The 15,216-nt window shown below is 73.7% G+C and carries 17 protein-coding genes and 1 riboswitch; of the genes, 10 read left to right on the top strand and 7 right to left on the bottom strand.

All coding sequences use genetic code 11. The features are described from left to right. The first annotated feature begins 1 nt into the window (after position 1). The 4 genes from EDF31_RS12070 to EDF31_RS12055 all read left to right on the top strand — a co-directional run bounded on the left by EDF31_RS12070 (position 2) and on the right by EDF31_RS12055 (position 1,841). Complete coding sequence (locus EDF31_RS12070) at positions 2-298, top strand: GNAT family N-acetyltransferase (RefSeq protein ID WP_111087034.1); 297 nt, start codon at positions 2-4, stop codon at positions 296-298. Positions 299-320: 22 nt separating this feature from the next. Next, on the top strand, positions 321-782 hold the full coding sequence (locus EDF31_RS12065) for a VOC family protein (protein WP_123292436.1): 462 nt from the start codon (positions 321-323) through the stop codon (positions 780-782). A gap of 82 nt (positions 783-864) precedes the next feature. Further along, positions 865-1,335 carry a MarR family winged helix-turn-helix transcriptional regulator gene (locus EDF31_RS12060; RefSeq protein WP_123939187.1) on the top strand — a complete coding sequence of 157 codons (471 nt, stop codon included), beginning with the start codon at positions 865-867 and terminating at the stop codon, positions 1,333-1,335. Next, positions 1,332-1,841, top strand: coding sequence for a YfcE family phosphodiesterase (locus EDF31_RS12055; protein WP_131846276.1), 510 nt, complete (start codon positions 1,332-1,334; stop codon positions 1,839-1,841). Before EDF31_RS12060 ends, EDF31_RS12055 begins: the two co-directional genes overlap by 4 nt. A gap of 90 nt (positions 1,842-1,931) precedes the next feature. Here EDF31_RS12055 and EDF31_RS12050 read toward each other — a convergent pair whose 3' ends face one another. The 3 genes from EDF31_RS12050 to thiM form a co-directional block, all read right to left on the bottom strand. Then, on the bottom strand, positions 1,932-3,548 hold the full coding sequence (locus EDF31_RS12050) for a bifunctional hydroxymethylpyrimidine kinase/phosphomethylpyrimidine kinase (protein WP_243650014.1): 1,617 nt from the start codon (positions 3,546-3,548) through the stop codon (positions 1,932-1,934). After that, complete coding sequence (thiE, locus tag EDF31_RS12045; RefSeq protein WP_131846274.1) at positions 3,545-4,276, bottom strand: thiamine phosphate synthase; 732 nt, start codon at positions 4,274-4,276, stop codon at positions 3,545-3,547. The genes EDF31_RS12050 and thiE overlap by 4 nt, the downstream gene beginning before the upstream one ends. After that, a complete protein-coding gene (gene thiM, locus EDF31_RS12040) occupies positions 4,273-5,145 on the bottom strand; it encodes a hydroxyethylthiazole kinase (RefSeq protein ID WP_207896186.1) in 873 nt (290 codons plus the stop codon). Before thiM ends, thiE begins: the two co-directional genes overlap by 4 nt. Continuing rightward, positions 5,134-5,229, bottom strand: a riboswitch (TPP riboswitch). Its footprint overlaps the gene before it by 12 nt. 112 nt (positions 5,230-5,341) lie before the next feature. Here thiM and EDF31_RS12035 point away from each other — a divergent pair. Further along, positions 5,342-6,280, top strand: a complete 939-nt coding sequence (locus tag EDF31_RS12035) for an NUDIX hydrolase (RefSeq protein WP_131846273.1) — start codon at positions 5,342-5,344, stop codon at positions 6,278-6,280. A gap of 223 nt (positions 6,281-6,503) precedes the next feature. Here EDF31_RS12035 and EDF31_RS12030 read toward each other — a convergent pair whose 3' ends face one another. Both EDF31_RS12030 and EDF31_RS12025 read right to left on the bottom strand, forming a co-directional pair. Then, positions 6,504-7,748, bottom strand: coding sequence for an MFS transporter (locus EDF31_RS12030; protein WP_207896187.1), 1,245 nt, complete (start codon positions 7,746-7,748; stop codon positions 6,504-6,506). Then, on the bottom strand, positions 7,745-8,386 hold the full coding sequence (locus EDF31_RS12025; protein WP_123292442.1) for a GntR family transcriptional regulator: 642 nt from the start codon (positions 8,384-8,386) through the stop codon (positions 7,745-7,747). The genes EDF31_RS12030 and EDF31_RS12025 overlap by 4 nt, the downstream gene beginning before the upstream one ends. 139 nt (positions 8,387-8,525) lie before the next feature. Between EDF31_RS12025 and EDF31_RS12020 the strand changes: the two genes are divergently transcribed. The 3 genes from EDF31_RS12020 to EDF31_RS12010 all read left to right on the top strand — a co-directional run bounded on the left by EDF31_RS12020 (position 8,526) and on the right by EDF31_RS12010 (position 11,422). Then, entirely contained in the window at positions 8,526-9,272 is a 747-nt protein-coding gene (locus tag EDF31_RS12020; RefSeq protein ID WP_123292443.1) for an aminoglycoside phosphotransferase family protein, read from the top strand. Further along, the gene (locus EDF31_RS12015; protein ID WP_131846272.1) at positions 9,269-10,360 is read left to right on the top strand and encodes a winged helix DNA-binding domain-containing protein; all 1,092 of its coding nucleotides are present in this window, start codon (positions 9,269-9,271) and stop codon (positions 10,358-10,360) included. Before EDF31_RS12020 ends, EDF31_RS12015 begins: the two co-directional genes overlap by 4 nt. A gap of 96 nt (positions 10,361-10,456) precedes the next feature. Further along, entirely contained in the window at positions 10,457-11,422 is a 966-nt protein-coding gene (locus EDF31_RS12010) for a DnaJ domain-containing protein (RefSeq protein WP_131846271.1), read from the top strand. A gap of 9 nt (positions 11,423-11,431) precedes the next feature. Here the strand turns inward: EDF31_RS12010 and EDF31_RS12005 are convergent, their stop codons facing one another. After that, on the bottom strand, positions 11,432-11,794 hold the full coding sequence (locus tag EDF31_RS12005; RefSeq protein WP_123292446.1) for an RNA-binding S4 domain-containing protein: 363 nt from the start codon (positions 11,792-11,794) through the stop codon (positions 11,432-11,434). 33 nt (positions 11,795-11,827) lie between these two features. Between EDF31_RS12005 and EDF31_RS12000 the strand changes: the two genes are divergently transcribed. Further along, complete coding sequence (locus EDF31_RS12000; protein WP_243650012.1) at positions 11,828-12,085, top strand: hypothetical protein; 258 nt, start codon at positions 11,828-11,830, stop codon at positions 12,083-12,085. Between the two features lie 353 nt (positions 12,086-12,438). Continuing rightward, complete coding sequence (locus EDF31_RS11995; protein WP_131846270.1) at positions 12,439-13,596, top strand: hypothetical protein; 1,158 nt, start codon at positions 12,439-12,441, stop codon at positions 13,594-13,596. A gap of 36 nt (positions 13,597-13,632) precedes the next feature. Here the strand turns inward: EDF31_RS11995 and EDF31_RS11990 are convergent, their stop codons facing one another. Next, positions 13,633-15,183 (bottom strand): trypsin-like peptidase domain-containing protein, encoded by a 1,551-nt coding sequence (locus EDF31_RS11990; protein WP_243650010.1) that lies wholly within the window; start codon positions 15,181-15,183, stop codon positions 13,633-13,635. Between the last annotated feature and the right edge of the window lie 33 nt (positions 15,184-15,216).

Genomic DNA, 15,216 nt, shown 5'->3' with positions numbered 1-15,216 from the left:
CGTGGACCACGAGTTCCGCGACGAGACCGACCAGGACCGCTACGCGATGTACGTCGGCGGCGAGCTCGTGAGCGTGCTCGACTACCGCGAGAACGGCGACGCGATCGCGTTCCCGCACACGTACACGGTGCCGAAGCACCGCGGGCACGGCTACGCGGCCGAGCTCGTCGAGTACGCGGTCGCCGACGTCGAGACGAACTCGACGAAGCGGGTCGTGCCGATGTGCTGGTTCGTCGGCAAGTGGTTCGACGAGCACCCCGAGAAGTCAGACCTGCTCATCCGCAGTGCCGCGGACTGAGCCGACGCGAGAAGAGCGCCCCATGCCCACCATCACCCCCTTCCTCTGGTACGACGACCAAGCCGAGCAGGCCGCCCGGTACTACGTCGACCTGTTCCCCGGTAGTTCGATCGACAGCGTGGCGAAGACCCCGGACGGCGCGACCCTGGTCGTCGAGTTCACCTTGCTCGGGCAGCCGTACCGGGCGATGAACGGCGGCCCCGGACACCCGCACACCGATGCCGTCTCGTTCCAGGTCGACGTCGACACGCAGGACGAACTCGACCGCATCTGGGACGCCCTGCTCGCCGACGGCGGGAAGCCGAGCATGTGCGGCTGGTTGTTCGACCGCTGGGGTGTCGCGTGGCAGGTGACCCCGTCGATGATGGGTGAGCTCATGACCGGGTCGGGCGACCCCGAGGCGAACGCCCGTGTCTTCCAGGCGATGATGACGATGCAGAAGCTCGACATCCCCGCGCTCCGGGCCGCAGCTGCAGGTCACTGAGCCCGAATCTCGCGTACCGACCGGTATGGTGTCGGCACAGAAGACCGCCGGCCGGCGCCGGCACCGAAAGGCTGGAGCCACGATGGACCACCCGAGCTCCGGGATCCGGAACAGCGAGATCGGCCGGGCGTACACCGAGCTCGCCCGGATCACCCGACGTGCGAGCATCCGTGCCCGCGGGTCCGACCAGGCACTGAGCGTGGTCGACCAGTCCCTCGTCGACTTCGTGGTGCAGCACCCCGGCTGCATGGCCATCGACATCGCCCGGTACCTGCGCCTGAACCGCTCGACGATCTCGCGCCAGCTGTCCGGGCTCCTCGCCACGAAGCTGATCGAGACGACCGACGGCGGTACCGGCAACGCGAAGCCCCTCGTGGCGACGGACGCCGGTCGCACCGCGCTCGAACGCTCCGTGCAGCTGCACCGGGATGCGCTGGAGGAACGGCTCGCCGGCTGGTCCGACGACGACATCGCCCTGCTCGCCGGACTGCTCGAACGGCTCGGTGCCTCGGACGAGGCCGGGCTGCCGATGCCCGGACGATCCTCGACGTGACCACGTCGTTCGTCCTGCTCTCCGACACGCACCTGCCGAAGCGGGCGAAGGACCTGCCCGCGGCGCTCTGGGCGGACGTCGACGCCGCCGACCTGGTGGTGCACGCGGGGGACTGGGTCGACCTCGCCACCCTCGACGCCGTGCAGGCCCGATCCCACCGGTTCGAGGGTGTGCGCGGCAACAACGACGGCCCCGAGTTCGACGACCGGCTGCCGCTCGTCGCGCACTTCGCGGTCGAGGACCTGCGGTTCGCGCTCGTGCACGAGACCGGTGCCGCGACGGGCCGGGAGCGCCGGATGGCCGCCGAGTACCCGGACGTCGACGTGCTCGTCTTCGGGCACTCGCACATCCCGTGGGACACCGTCGCACCGTCCGGGCTGCGACTGCTCAACCCCGGCTCGCCGACCGATCGCCGTCGGCAGCCGGACTTCACGTGGATGCGCGGCACCGTGACCGGCGCCGAACTGGCCGTCGAGCTGGTGCGCTTGCCGCCGCCGGCCCGCTGAGGCCGCGCGAACTGGCCCGTTCGCGAAAGCGACAGATCCCCGCGGAACATCGGCGGACATCTGTCGCTTTCGCGGGGTGGTCGGCGGTCGTCAGCGTAGAAGTGACGCTTCCGCGGCAATGACCCCGGCACCAGCGCCGGCACCCGGAACGGCCAGCGGCATCGCGAAGAACGCCAGCTCCCACTCGGTCGAGCGGCGGAACGCGCGCGCCATCCGCCCCCGCTCGGACGGGGTCGCGGCCGCCGCCATCTCCTCGACCAGACGGGTCGCCTCGGCACTCGACGCCGCGAAGCCCGGGTCGCCGTACGCCGTGATCCAGTCCGCGAACGCGTGCCCGTCCGGCGCCGCGCCGAGCTGCGCCCCCACCCACGCGTAGACCCGGAAGCAGGGGAGCACTGCCGCGGCGAGCACGGCCGCCGACCCGGAGTCCGCCGCCTCCTGCAGGTGTGCGAGGTACCCGGCGCACGTCGGGTGGACGGGATCGTCGGCGTGGGTGCCGGCGAGGCGTCGGTGGTGCAGGTCGCGGGCCTCGGCGGCGCACCCCTCGGACGCCGCCGTCCAGAAGGCGGCAGCCACAGGACCACGACCAGCGCCGGCAGCCGCAGGGCCAGCAGCAGCACCAGCGCCACCAGCGCCACCAGCGCCACCAGCGCCCGCAGCGCTCGCCGCCAACGCCGCCAGGTGCTGCTCGTAGGCCCGCAGGTAGTGCACGTCCTGCGCGAGGTACCCGGCGAAGACGTCCGCGTCGAGCGTCCCGTCGCGCAGCCCGACCAGGAACCCGCACTCGATCGTGGCCTGCAGCACGGAGTCGACGTCGGACCACCACACGTCGGTGAACCGGACCTCGGGCAGCAACGCGCGGATCACGGCGCCGTGGTCGATCGGCCCGTTGCCGGACCCGACCTCCAGGGCATCGGCTCCGCGCAGAGCCGCCGTCAGCCAGGGCTTCGCCACCCCGACCGCGAGTTCCCAGTCCCCGTGCCGGGCGGCGAGCGTCGCGATGGCGCTCGACAGGGAGCACCCGGTGCCGTGCGTGTTGGCCGTCGCGACGCGGGGACCGGTGAACCGCCGGGCGGACCCCGACGGCGACACGAGCACGTCGTCGGAGGTCGGCCCCTCGTCGTGCCCGCCCTTCGCCAGCACGAGCACGTCCCACGTCGACGCCACGAGCCGCGCAGCGTCGAGCGACGACAGCGACGAAGGCGCCGCACCAGCCGCAGAACCAGCGGCACCAGCACGAGCACCACCAGCCCCAGCCCCGGCCAGCTCCGCCAACACCTGCAACTCGGCTCGGTTCGGCGTCACCAGGTCGGCCAGCCCGAACAGCGCCCCCATCGCCGCGGCGGCGTCCTCGTCGAGCAACCGGTCACCACTCGTCGCCACCATCACCGGGTCCACGACGACCACGGGCGGCCGGTGCTCCCGCAACCAGTCCGTCACGACGCGGACGACGGGTGCTGTGCCGAGCATCCCGATCTTCACGGCGTCGATGGTGACGTCGTCCGACACCGCGTCGAGCTGCTCCCGCAGGAACGCGACGTCCGGCACGTGCACCGACCGCACCCCGTGCGTGTTCTGCGCGACGAGGGCGGTGACCACGCCCATGCCGTAGCCGTCGTGCGCGGCGATCGCCTTGAGGTCGGCCTGCAGTCCGGCGCCGCCCGTCGGGTCGGTCCCGGCGATGGCCAGGACGCGCGGGACGCTCACGACCAGGCCCCGGCCGGGAGGCCCGGATCACCCTGACCGGGTCCCCTCGCCTCCGCCCTGTGGCCGGTTCCAGGTCCCCACGCGGCCACGTACGCCGCCGCGGCGGATCCGGGGTCGGCCGCGGCGCAGATGCCCGAGACGATCGCGACTCCCGCGGCACCGGCATCCCGGAGCGGCACGACGTCGTCGAGGGTCACCCCGCCGATCGCCACGCACGGCACGTCGGTCGCGGCGGCCAGCCGGGCGAACCCGTCGTGGCCGAGGGCCGGCGGGTGGTCCGCCTTCGTCGCCGTGGGGTGCACGACCCCGACGCCGAGCAGGTCCACGGTGCCGCGGGGCAGGCGGGCGACGACGGCCAGGTGCTCCGGGGTGTTCGCGGTCAACCCGACGTGTGCGTCCGGCCCGAGCAGGGCACGAGCTGCGATCACGGGGACGTCCGACTGGCCGAGGTGCACCCCGGCGACCCGGTGTCCCGCGTGCCGAGCGGCGAGGGCGACGTCGAGCCGGTCGTCGACCACCACGGCGGCGCGGTCGCCCACGGCGTCGGCCACGGCAGCGGTCAGTGCCAGCAGGTCCCGTGCCGAGGCGTCCTTGTCCCGCACCTGCACGATCCGGACCCCGGCGTGCACCGCGGCGCGGACCACCCCGAGCACACCGACACCGTGCCGGTCGGCCAGGGCACCGTCGGTGACCAGGTACACGCCGAAGTCCTCCGGCAGCCCGCTCATGCCGGCACCACCAGGGACGCAGGCTCGGCCTCGACCGTGATCCGGGCCTCGCGGACGACGTCCTCGGGGGTGAGCGACGCCAACCGGTCCAGGAACACCGGCTGGAAGGTGCCGGGGCCGCCGGCCTCGCGGGCGGCGAGCTCCGCGGCGATCGTGTGCACCGCGGTCGCCGCGACGGCGGCCGCACCGGCGTCGTCGGGCGCGACCGACGTGAACGCGGCGACGACCGCGCCGAGGGCGCACCCGCCCCCGGTGATCCGCGTCAGCAGCTCGGTGCCGTTCGCGACCCGGACCACACCGGTGCCCGGAGCGACCAGCAGGTCGACGGGACCCGACACGGCCACCGCGGCCACGAGCCTCCCGGCCGCCTGACCGGACACGGCGTCGACCGCAGCCGCACGGGCGTCCTCGGTGCCCACCGTGCTGTCGACACCGCGGCCACCGGCCGACGTGCCGAGCAGGGCGAGGACCTCGGACGCGTTGCCGCGCAGCACCGTCGGGTGCAGCGCCAGCAGGTCGCGGGCCAGGGCGGTGCGCACCGGTAGCGAGCCGACCGCGACGGGGTCGAGCACCCAGGGGGTACCGGTGTCGCGGGCGGCGTGCGCGGCCTCGAGCGCCGCGACCCGGGGTTCGGCGTGCGGGGTGCCGGTGTTCACCAGCAGGGCGTCGGCGACCCGGGCGAACGGTCCTGCCTCGGTCGCCACGTCGACCATCGCGGGCGAGGCCCCGAGGGCGAGCAGCACGTTCGCGGTGACGTTCTGCACCACGGTGTTCGTGATGCACTGCACCAACGGACTCCGGGCCCGGACGGCCTCGAGCAGTTCGGCGGTTCGGTGGGCCCAGGCAGGGGAGGGCGCAGCGGTTTCCATGGACGATCCCTTCGCGAGTACGAGCTCGAGCAGGTTCGACGGGTGTGATCTCAGCCGCTGGTTGCGGCACCCCGTGTCTCGATCGACACCGTACACGAGCAGCTGCGCCGGGCCACGGCTCGTCGTCTCCGGCGTCGTCGTCTCCGGCCCCGTCGTCTCCGGTCACATGCCCTGCACCGTGTGACAGGGTTGGTGTGTGCCTGACTCCACCCCTCCCGGACCGCCACCGGGCCCCCGCGACCCCGGCGATGCCTGGGCGGTCGGTCCCGACGGCACCAAGGCCTGGGGACTCTTCGGCGCCGCAGGCCTGCTCGTCGACGACGGCGCCGGACGCGTGCTCCTGCAGCACCGCGTCGAGTGGAGCCACCACGGCGGCACGTGGGGCATCCCCGGGGGCGCACGCCACCAGGGCGAGGAGGCCGTCACCGGCGCGCTCCGCGAGTCCGCCGAGGAAGCCGGTGTGCCCCACGACGGCGTCGACCTCCGCCACACGGCACTCCTCGACCTGGGGTTCTGGACCTACACGACCGTGGTGGGGCGTGCCGCTCGGCCGTTCGAACCGGTGATCGCGGACCGCGAGAGCCTCGCCCTGTCCTGGATCCCCGTCGACGAGGTCGACGACCTGCCCCTGCACCCCGGGTTCGGGAGGTCGTGGCCGGCGCTCCGCGCGTCCCTCACCACCACCCCGCACGTCGTGGTCGACGCGGCGAACGTCGTCGGCAGCGTGCCCGACGGCTGGTGGAAGGACCGGGCGGGAGCCGCTGCACGCCTGCTGTCGTCGGTGACGGCGCTCGCCGAGTCCGGGGTGACCGCCGACGTGCTGGCGCTGCCGTTCGCTCGCTGGTGGCCGCGGTGGACCGTGGTGCTCGAGGGCGAGGCCCGCGAAGCCCGGGGTGCCTCCGGGTCGTCGGACGGCGCACTGCACGGCGCACTGCCCCGTGCACTGCCCCGTGCACTCGACGTCGTCGCAGCGCCGGGTTCGGGGGACGACGCCATCGTGGACGCCGCTCGTGCCGCGGTCGAGGCCGGCGACGGTCCCGTCGTGGTCGTCACGGCTGATCGCGAGCTCCGTGCCCGCGTCGAGGCGCTCGGTGCCGTGGTGCACGGGCCGTCTTGGCTGCGCGACCAGTTCTAGCGGCGGTACGCCGTCGGCGCACGGTGCGAGGTCGCACGGCGCACGGCGCGCGGCGTCCGGCGCACGGTGCATGGCGTCCGGCGCACGGTGCGAGGTCGTTCGTTCGGTGCTGGCTTGATCGCTCCGTGCGCCGCATCAACCTCGCACCGAGCGGCCTGTGTCGCACGGACTGACGCACCGCGCACGGTGCGGCACGCCCCCGCGCCCCCGCGCCCCTACGCCCCTACGCCGTCGGCAGGTACCGCCGCGACGACACGAGCACCGCGCCCCACGACACGACACCGAGCCCCACGATCACCCAGAGGACCACCGGCAGCGCCACGACGTTCGCGATCGCCGCGATCACGGCCGGCGCCAGGAACCCCGCGTACGCCGCCGCGTAGAACACCCCGGTCAGTCCGGCCAGGTCGCGGGACCCGGCGATCCGCTGCACCTCGAGCAGTGACGACACCAGGGCGAGCCCGATCCCGACGCCGATGACGACGTTCGCGACGAGTCCGACCACGACGGACTGCAGCTCGATCGCGACGACGACCACGGCGATGCCGGCCGTCATGCACGCGAGGGCCGTCGTGAGCCCGCGGGCCGAGGTCAGCGAGTGCACGCGCCGCGCGAGGGGTTGGACCGCACTGGACACCCCGAGGGCGACGACGGTCGCGGCGGTGGCGAACAGCAGGCCCCACGCGCCGGTGGCTCCGGTGAGCCGGGTCGGCAGGTAGCCGTACCCGATCGCCGCCGAGCCGAAGATCCACGGTGCGGTGACGAGCACCACGCGGGTGAACCGTCGGTGCCCGGCGCTCGGTACCCGCAGCTGGCGCCACCACGGACCGGGGACCCCGCCGGAGCGGTTGGTCTCGGGGGTGCGCCAGACGACGACGGCGAAGGGCAGGGCGACGACGATGTGGACCAGGAAGGGCAGCACCTCGGGGATCGGGCCCCACTGTGCGATGAGTCCGGCCACCAGGGCGCCGGAGGCCGAACCGAGCGTGAACGCCAGCGAGGCCCGGCGGGCACCGGACCCGGCGTCGGCGGCGGGGTCGAAGCGTCCCTGTGACAGCTCCTTGACCCAGCTGTTGCCGACGGCCATCGCGATGCCGACGGTGATGCCGGAGAACAGCCGTCCGGCCGCCAGGAACCCGGGGCCGAGCGGTCCGAGCGCGAGCAGTCCGCTGCCGACGACGGCGGACACGATGGCGGCGAGCATGAGGGGCTTGCGGCCGTGCCGGTCGGACAGCGACCCGGCGACGAGCAGCGCCGGCGCGAGCCCGAGCACGTAGACGCCCAGGAAGACGTTGACGACGACCGACGAGTAGTGCTCGCGGCCCTCGTACATGAGCAGCAGGGGCGAGAACTGGTTGCCGCCCCACGAGCAGACGAACACCGCGCCCCACACGGCGACCCAGGGCATCACGCGCGCCGAGGGGACGGACAGCGAGCCGGTGGTGGGGATGCTCCCCGTCGCGCTCACAGGGCGCCCCGGTGCGAGGCGACGTGGGCGTGCAGGACCTCGGCGTAGCGGGCCGAGTCGCCTGCTGCCAGGGCTGCCGCGAGGGCTCGGTGGTCGTCGAGCGATGCCTGCAGCTGTGACGGCTGCACCCGCATCAGCTGGTGTCGGAGCCGGTTCTGCCGGTCACGGAGCGTCTGCGCGAAGCGCACCGCGATCGCGTTCCGCGACGCGCCGATCACCGCACCGTGGAACGCCGCGTCGACCTCGATGAACCGGTCGACGTCGCCCGTCGCGACCGCCTGCTCCTGCTCCGCCAGCATGGCCTGGAGGCCCGGGGTGACGTCCGCCACGCGGCCGTCGGTCACGACTCGGGTCGCCGCCGTGGCCTCGATCGCCTCGCGCATCTCGAGCACGTCCGCCGCCTCGTTCGGGGACATCGGGCGCACCACCGCACCCTTGCGGGACTCCAGGGTGAGCAGGTCCTCGGCGGCCAGGCGCAGGAAGGCCTCGTGCACGGGGGTGCGGGACACCCCGATCTCCTGGCACAGGGCGTTCTCGCTGATCGCGGTGCCACCGGGGAGGTCGCCGCGGATGATCGCCCGTTTGACGTGGTCGTACGCGCGGTCGGATGCGGCCTGGGTCGTCGTGTGCTGCTCCACGGTGCACGATCGTACGCCCTTGCATGCAACGCTGCATGCCGTCACGTGACGTGTTGTTCACACCACCGGGTCACACGCGGCGGCACACGTCGATACGCTGGCCGGACGTCAACGGAGACGCACACACAGGAGGTTCCCCATGGAGCGGATCACCAGGGCCGACGACCGAGTCCACCGCCCGGCCGGACCGTGGACACCGACCGTCCACCGGCTGCTCGCACACCTGCACGAACAGGGGTTCGTCGCGGCGCCGGAACCGATCGAGCACGGCGACACCCTCGAGACGGTGTCGTTCGTCCCCGGGGTCGCGGGGGAGTACCCGTGGACCGAGGACGTCGCGAGCGAAGCCGCCCTCGTCACGAGCGCACGACTGCTCCGGCACTTCCACGACGCCGCGACCACGTTCCCGCGTGACGGGGCACGCGACTGCTGGTCGCAGGCCGAACGCACCCCCGTCGAGACGATCGTGCACGGCGACTTCGCCCCGTACAACTGCGTCTACGACGGCATCCAGGCCGTGGGCCTCATCGACTTCGACACCGCACACCCCGGCCCCCGGGTCTGGGACGTCGCGAGTGCCGTGTACCGGTTCGCCCCGTTCACCACCGGCGCCGTCGAGGGCATGACCGCCCCGGACCTCGACGACCGGCTCGCCCGCGCAGCCGAGTTCTGCCGCGCCTACGACCTCGACGACCGCTCCCGCAGCGTCCTCGCCGAGACGATGGCCGCGTCCCTCGTCGCGATGGTCACCACCATGGAGACCGAGGCTGCTGCCGGCAACCCGAAGTTCGTCAGCGACCTGGCGCACGGGCACGCCGACCTGTACCGGGCCGACGTCGCCTACATCGAGCAGCACGCCGACGCCATCGCCGCCGCCGTCGCGTGACCCCGACCCCTGCGCAGCTCCGCACGCTGCGGCTCGCCGCGCAGGGGATCGCCGTCCCCGGCCTCAGCCCCACCGCGGCCGTCGAACGGATGACCGCCGTGCAGGGGCAGGACCTCGGCCAGGTCCTCTGGGCCATCGGGGTCCGCACACCCGGAGCCACCCGTGACGACGTCCGCGCCGCCTTCGACCGCGGCGAGCTCGTCCGCTCCTGGCCGATGCGGGGCACCCTGCACGCCATGCGCCCCGACGACCTCCGGCTCCTGCTCTCCCTGACCGCCGAACGGACCCTGCGCAGCATCGCCCGACGCGCCACCGAACTCGGCATCGACCAGCACTTGCTCGCCCGAGCACGGGACACCACCGTCGCCGCACTGTCCGGCGGCCGCGCCCTCGTCCGCGACGAACTCTTCGACGAGTACCGCGCCGCCGGCATCGACCCCACCGCCGGCCGCGGCTACCACCTGCTGCTGCAGCTCTCGCAAGAGGGACTCGTCGCCTGGGGCCCCACCGCCCGCGTCGGCCAGGGACTCGTGCTCCTCGACGAGTGGGCACCGGCGCTCGCCGAGGTCCCCGACCGCGACGAAGCACTCCGCCGGGTCCTGCTCGGGTACCTCCGCGGCCGGGGCCCCGCCACCGAGGCTGACGCCGCCAGCTGGACGAAGCTCCCGCTCGGCGACCTCCGCCGTGCCCGAGCCGCCGCCGGCGACTCCGTCGAGGACCTCGGCGACGGACTCCTCGCGCTCGCCGACCGTCCCACCACCGGCGGCACACCCACCGGGCACCTGCTACCCGGGTTCGACGAGTACCTGCTCGGGTACGCCGACCGCTCCGCCCAGCTCGACCCCGCACACGCCGACCGGGTCGTCCCGGGCGCCAACGGGATGTTCCTGCCGATGGCCGTCGTGCGCGGGCGGGTCGTGGGCACGTGGAAGCGGACTGAGCGTGCCAGCGGGGTGGCCGTCACCGTCACACCCTTCGCGGAACTCGACGTCGCCTCGGTGCGCGCGCTCGAGGCGGCCGCCGCCCGGTACGCGCGGTTCCTCGACGCGCCCGTCGCGTTCGGGGTGGTGGAGGCGACCAACCGCTGACCGCAGCCGGTGGGCTCGAGTCCATCCCAGCCTCCAGGCCGTCCCCAGCAACCACGCGGCGGACTCGTACCCTGCCTCGGGTAATGTCGCAGGGCCATGACCGACAGCCCGGCCGACGCCACCCCGTACGAAGTCCTCGGCGTCCCCGCGACCGCCGACGACGACGCGCTCCGCCGCGCCTACCGGCGCGCCGCCCGCGAATCCCACCCCGACCTCGGCGGCGACGCCCAGCACTTCCGCCGCGTCCAGCTCGCCTGGGAACGCATCGGCACGCCCGCAGCACGCCGCGCCTACGACGCCGGCTCCCGCGGATCGTTCAGCAGCAGCGGCGCCGGTCCGTTCGGCGCGTCCGGTGCGTCCGGTTCGTCGACCGGGAGGCCCGACAGCGGTCGCGATGCCTACGCACCCCCGTCAGCCCGTCGCGACACCCGCCCCCGCGCCCGGTCCCACGGACACCCCGGCGGACGCTCCCGCGAGGTCTTCCTGCAGGCAGAACGCGAATGGGTCGGACTCGGCGACCCCATCGAGGACCCCTACGACCCCACCCTCATCCGTTCCGCGCCCCGGCACATCCGACGGCTGCTCGGCGAAGCGCTCGCCGAAGAGGCCACCGCCTCGATCGTCTCGGACATGGGCATCGGCGTCACCGTCTGGCACGACCTCGACGCCGGGTCCGAGGGCAAGCTCGACCACGCCGTCCTGACCCCGAGCGGGCTCTGGGCCGTGGAGTCGATCGACTGGGGAGCCCCCGTCCGGGTCGAGCACGGCGACATCGTCGGGGAGACCCTGGCGCCCGGCGAGCGTCCGGTGAAGGAACTCGTCCGCGCCGCCCGTGCCGTGCAGAAGCAGACCCGGGTGCGGTTCACTGGCCGGCTGCTCGTCGTGCCGGACTCCGCCGTCGAGGTCGACGTGCAGCTCGTCGGCTCCCCGAAGAAGCCGACTGCCCTGGTTGTCCGCCGCAGTGCGCTCGGGCAGGTGCTGAACGGCGTGTGGTCCCCGCCCGGATCGGTCGACGTGTTCGAGATCCGCGACCGACTGCAGCAGACCGTCCGCTTCGTCTAGCGACGGGCGTCAGTAGCCGCGGAGCTTCTCGAGGTCGCGGCGCTCCCGCTTGCTCGGACGCCCGGCACCGCGGTCGCGCATCGGTACGAACCCCGCCTCTTCCTTGGACAGCCGCGGAGGGGTCTTGTCCTCGAAGTGCTTCGCGGCCTCGGGGGCGCTCGTCCGCTTCAGGATGATGCCCGTGACGACGACGATCCGGTCGAAGCCGTTCTGCCGCACCCGGACCTCGTCGCCGGGGCCGATCGGCTGCGCGGGCTTCGCGCGCTCCCCGTTCACCCGGACGTGCCCGGCCTTGCACGCGGCGGTCGCAGCGGAGCGGGTCTTGGTGATCCGCACCGCCCAGATCCAGCTGTCCACGCGAGCCTTGGCCATCCCCTCACTCTAGGCGGCCCCTACGCTGGGCGGGTGAGCACCGGGGAACAGGCAGCGATCGCGCGGGCCCGTGCGCTCGGCGCGCTGCACGATGCCGCGATCGGGGACCGGCTCGTGGTCCGGGCGCACCACGGCGACGGCGCACAGGACGCCCTCGGGGACCTCGTCGCCCGCACCCCCGACACCGTGACGATCGCCACCCGCCGCGGCCTGGTCGATGTCCTGCTCGACGACGTCGTCGCCGCGAAGCCCGTCCCGCCGCCCCCGGCCCCGCGCTCGCCCCGCCGCTGACCTCGCACCGTGCGAGGTTCGTGCGCCGTTGGTCGCGCCCGCACGGTGCGGGGTTGGTCAGGCCGTGCGAGCGAGGTTGCTCGGTGCGAGCTTGCTGCGCTGCACGGTGCGGTCAGACCTGCACCGGTTGGCGGCGGACGCACCGTGCACGTCTCGCGTCGCCGCGCCCGCACGGTGCTCGGTTGGTCAGGCCGTGCGAGCGAGGTTGCTCGGTGCGAGCTTTCTGCGCTGCACGGAGCCGCCAACCTCGCACCCGGCGACGAGACCCGCACCGTGCGAAGCGCACGCACCCGCCCGCGCGCGCACGGCGAGCCGCACCCCTCCGCACCCCGCACCCGACGTAGCCTCGACCCATGGCAGTCCCCGTCCCGCTCGGCACCGAGGACCGCACCGCCCGCCTCACCCTCCGCCGCCCCGACCAGTGGCGCCGCGAGGACTCTGCCCAGGCGGACCTGCGCGTCACCGGCGACGACATCGTCCTCACCGTCCGATCCCGACCCAGCGACCGCGCGATCGGCGACGAGAACACGGGCCTCCTCGCGAGACTGCCCGGTTCCGTCGAAGGGCTGCTGCTCGTCGGCTGCGACACCTGGACCGCTGCCGGGGCTCCCGCGCGCCTGGTCGAGTACGTGCGTCCCGACGAACACGGCGACGTCGCAGGTGCGCACCTGCTCTTCGTCACCGGGCGGCACCGCGTCGACCTGACGATCGAACGCCCCCTGGCACGCCTGCTCGAGACCGACGAGCTCGTGTTCGCGGTCCTCGAGAGCGTCCGCGCCGCCGAGCCGTCCCCGGTCCGCCCCGAGCGGGACCTCGAACCACTGCCCGCCCCGGTGCCCGGCCCGGAGCTCGACGGCCCCCGCCTGAGCGCCGACGCGGTCGGCACGCTCAAGAGCCTCGCCGGACGCCGCTGGAACCCGACGCTCCTCCGCACCGCGGCGGGCCGCGAACTCATCGAGGCGGGCTTCGTCGGCCGGCTCGGCACGCTGCCGGAGTCGACCCAGACACTGCTCGAACCGTGGCAGGGCGATGCCCAGCCGGTCACGCTGGAACAGCACCTGCCCGACGGAGGCGAGTCGCGCCTCCAGGCCTGGTCGCAGACCGTCGTGGACGGGACCGCCGAGGCGGGCGCGGTGGTCGCGTCCGTCACGCCGGACCGGGCGGTCGCGCTGACGGCCGGGAGGCTCGGCATCGGTCCGACGTGGACCTTCCCGTTCCGCACGGGGTCGCTGCCAGGGCACCTGCTCGGCCGCCGGCTGGCCGGCGGCTCCGACGCACCGGACCTGCCGGAGGCCCTCGTCGAGGCGGACCCGCGGCTCGCGCGCTTCTGGGCCGCGCCGTGGACGGTGTCGTACCTGCGTCGGCCGGGCAAGCCGAAGCCCGTGACGATCGTGCGCGTCGAGGGGATCGGCTTCGCCCGCGTGGGCAAGACGGAAGCCGGGGAGACCGTCTTCCAGACGGACTCCCCGGCCAACGTGTACCGGTCGGTGGTGCGGGCGCTGCTCGGCTGAGCCGGCGCCCGCTCGCGCTTCTGCTTCTGCTTCTGCTTACGCGGCCGGGCCGGCGGTCAGGGTGACGGTGACGGTCTTGGCGGCGCCGGAGCTGTCGGTGTAGCCGACCACGACCTTGTCGCCGACGGAGTGCGACTGCACGGCCGCGGTGAGCTCGTCCGAGGTCGTGACCGTCTTGCCGCCGAGGCTCGTGATCGTGTCGCCCTCGGCCAGGCCGGCGCTCGCGGCACCGGAACCTTCGACCGTGCCGGCGACGGCGACGCCGCCCGTGGAGCTCGCGGTGCTGCTGACCTGGACGCCGAGGAACGCGGGCAGGCCGATGGTGATCGTGCTCGAGGACTCCCCGGCCAGGATCTTCTCGGCGATCGCCTTCGCGGTGGTGATCGGGATGGCGTAGCCGGTGACGTCCGCGGTGCCCGAGGACGCCGCGGTCGCCATGCCGACGACCTCGCCCTCGCTGTCGACGACGGGGCCGCCGGAGTCGCCGGAAACGATGTTCGCCGCGATCTCGATCAGACCGGACAGCGACTCGGTCCCGGTGCCGGACTCGCTCTGCACCTGGATGTCCTGGTCGGTGGCCGTGACGGTGCCCTCGGCGGCGACGAGGTTGCCCGTGCCCTCGGCGTTGCCGACGTCGGTGACGGTGTCACCGGTGCTCGGCTCGCCGTCGTCGTCGAGCGTGACGGTGGACAGGCCGGACGCGTCCTCGAGCTTCAGCACGGCGACGTCGTTCGTGGCGTCGGTGCCGACCACGTCCGCCTTGTACTCCTTGCCGGTGGTCTCGTCGGTGACGGTGATGCTCGTGGCGCCCTGGATGACGTGGTTGTTCGTCAGGACCGTGCCGTTCGCGCTGAGGATCATGCCGGTGCCGGCCGCCTGCGACGACTCGTCGTAGTTCAGGACGGTGTTGATCGTCACGACGCCCTTCTTCTGGGCGGCGGTCGCTGCGGTGGCGGCGGACTCGGTGCTCGTGCCGGTGCTGCCGTCGGTGCCGTTGCCGGTGGTGCCGCTGCCGTCGGTGCCGTTGCCGGTTCCGCTGCCGGTGCCGCTGCCGTCTCCGGGGACGGTGAAGCCGTTCGTGCCGTCGCTGCTACCCGTGCCGCTGCCGGTGTCGGGTAGCGTCGTGGTGCCCTGCGACTGGCTCGACGTCGTGGTCGTGCTCTGCGAGGACAGGCCGAGGGCCGTGCCGCCGGCGGCGCCGACGATCGCGAGGGCCGCGATGCCGGAGCCGATCATCAGCCCGAGGCGACGCGGGCGCTTCGTGCTCGCTCCCGGGTGGTTCGCCGTCGCCGCGGTGTGCGCCCAGGCGTGGTGGGTGCCGGTGAGCGCAGGGCTGCCGATCAGGTACGGGCCGCGGCCGTCGGGGGAGTAGGCGTAGGGACCGGAGCCGTCCGGGCCGTACAGGTACGGGCCGGAGCCGTCGAAGGCGTAGGCCGGACGGAGGGTGGCGGGGTCGGCATGGGGTGCCTCCCAGCTCATCCCGTACGCCTGCTGCTGCCGCTGCTGCTGCGTGCCGTCGGTCCGGGCGGTGCCCTGCTCGTCGTGCTCGCGGTCGGCGTCGGCGGCGGGGTTCGGGGTCTCGTTCATCGGTGCTCTCCGGTCGTCCCTCGACGACCCGGG

Origin of the sequence: Curtobacterium sp. PhB142 (assembly GCF_004341255.1) — a bacterium.
Taxonomy (GTDB): Bacteria; Actinomycetota; Actinomycetes; order Actinomycetales; family Microbacteriaceae; genus Curtobacterium.
Note: the sequence above shows the minus strand (reverse complement) of the source record. Positions and strands in the feature narration are given on the sequence as shown.

What these genes read in the sequence shown, in the direction of transcription:
- EDF31_RS12010 (WP_131846271.1), top strand. Translation starts at nt 10,457, where the DNA reads ATGACCGACAGCCCGGCCGACGCCACCCCGTACGAAGTCCTCGGCGTC.
- EDF31_RS12065 (WP_123292436.1), top strand. Translation starts at nt 321, where the DNA reads ATGCCCACCATCACCCCCTTCCTCTGGTACGACGACCAAGCCGAGCAG.
- EDF31_RS11995 (WP_131846270.1), top strand. Translation starts at nt 12,439, where the DNA reads ATGGCAGTCCCCGTCCCGCTCGGCACCGAGGACCGCACCGCCCGCCTC.
- thiE (WP_131846274.1), bottom strand. Translation starts at nt 4,276, where the DNA reads ATGAGCGGGCTGCCGGAGGACTTCGGCGTGTACCTGGTCACCGACGGT.
- EDF31_RS12020 (WP_123292443.1), top strand. Translation starts at nt 8,526, where the DNA reads ATGGAGCGGATCACCAGGGCCGACGACCGAGTCCACCGCCCGGCCGGA.
- EDF31_RS11990 (WP_243650010.1), bottom strand. Translation starts at nt 15,183, where the DNA reads ATGAACGAGACCCCGAACCCCGCCGCCGACGCCGACCGCGAGCACGAC.
- EDF31_RS12060 (WP_123939187.1), top strand. Translation starts at nt 865, where the DNA reads ATGGACCACCCGAGCTCCGGGATCCGGAACAGCGAGATCGGCCGGGCG.
- EDF31_RS12005 (WP_123292446.1), bottom strand. Translation starts at nt 11,794, where the DNA reads ATGGCCAAGGCTCGCGTGGACAGCTGGATCTGGGCGGTGCGGATCACC.
- thiM (WP_207896186.1), bottom strand. Translation starts at nt 5,145, where the DNA reads ATGGAAACCGCTGCGCCCTCCCCTGCCTGGGCCCACCGAACCGCCGAA.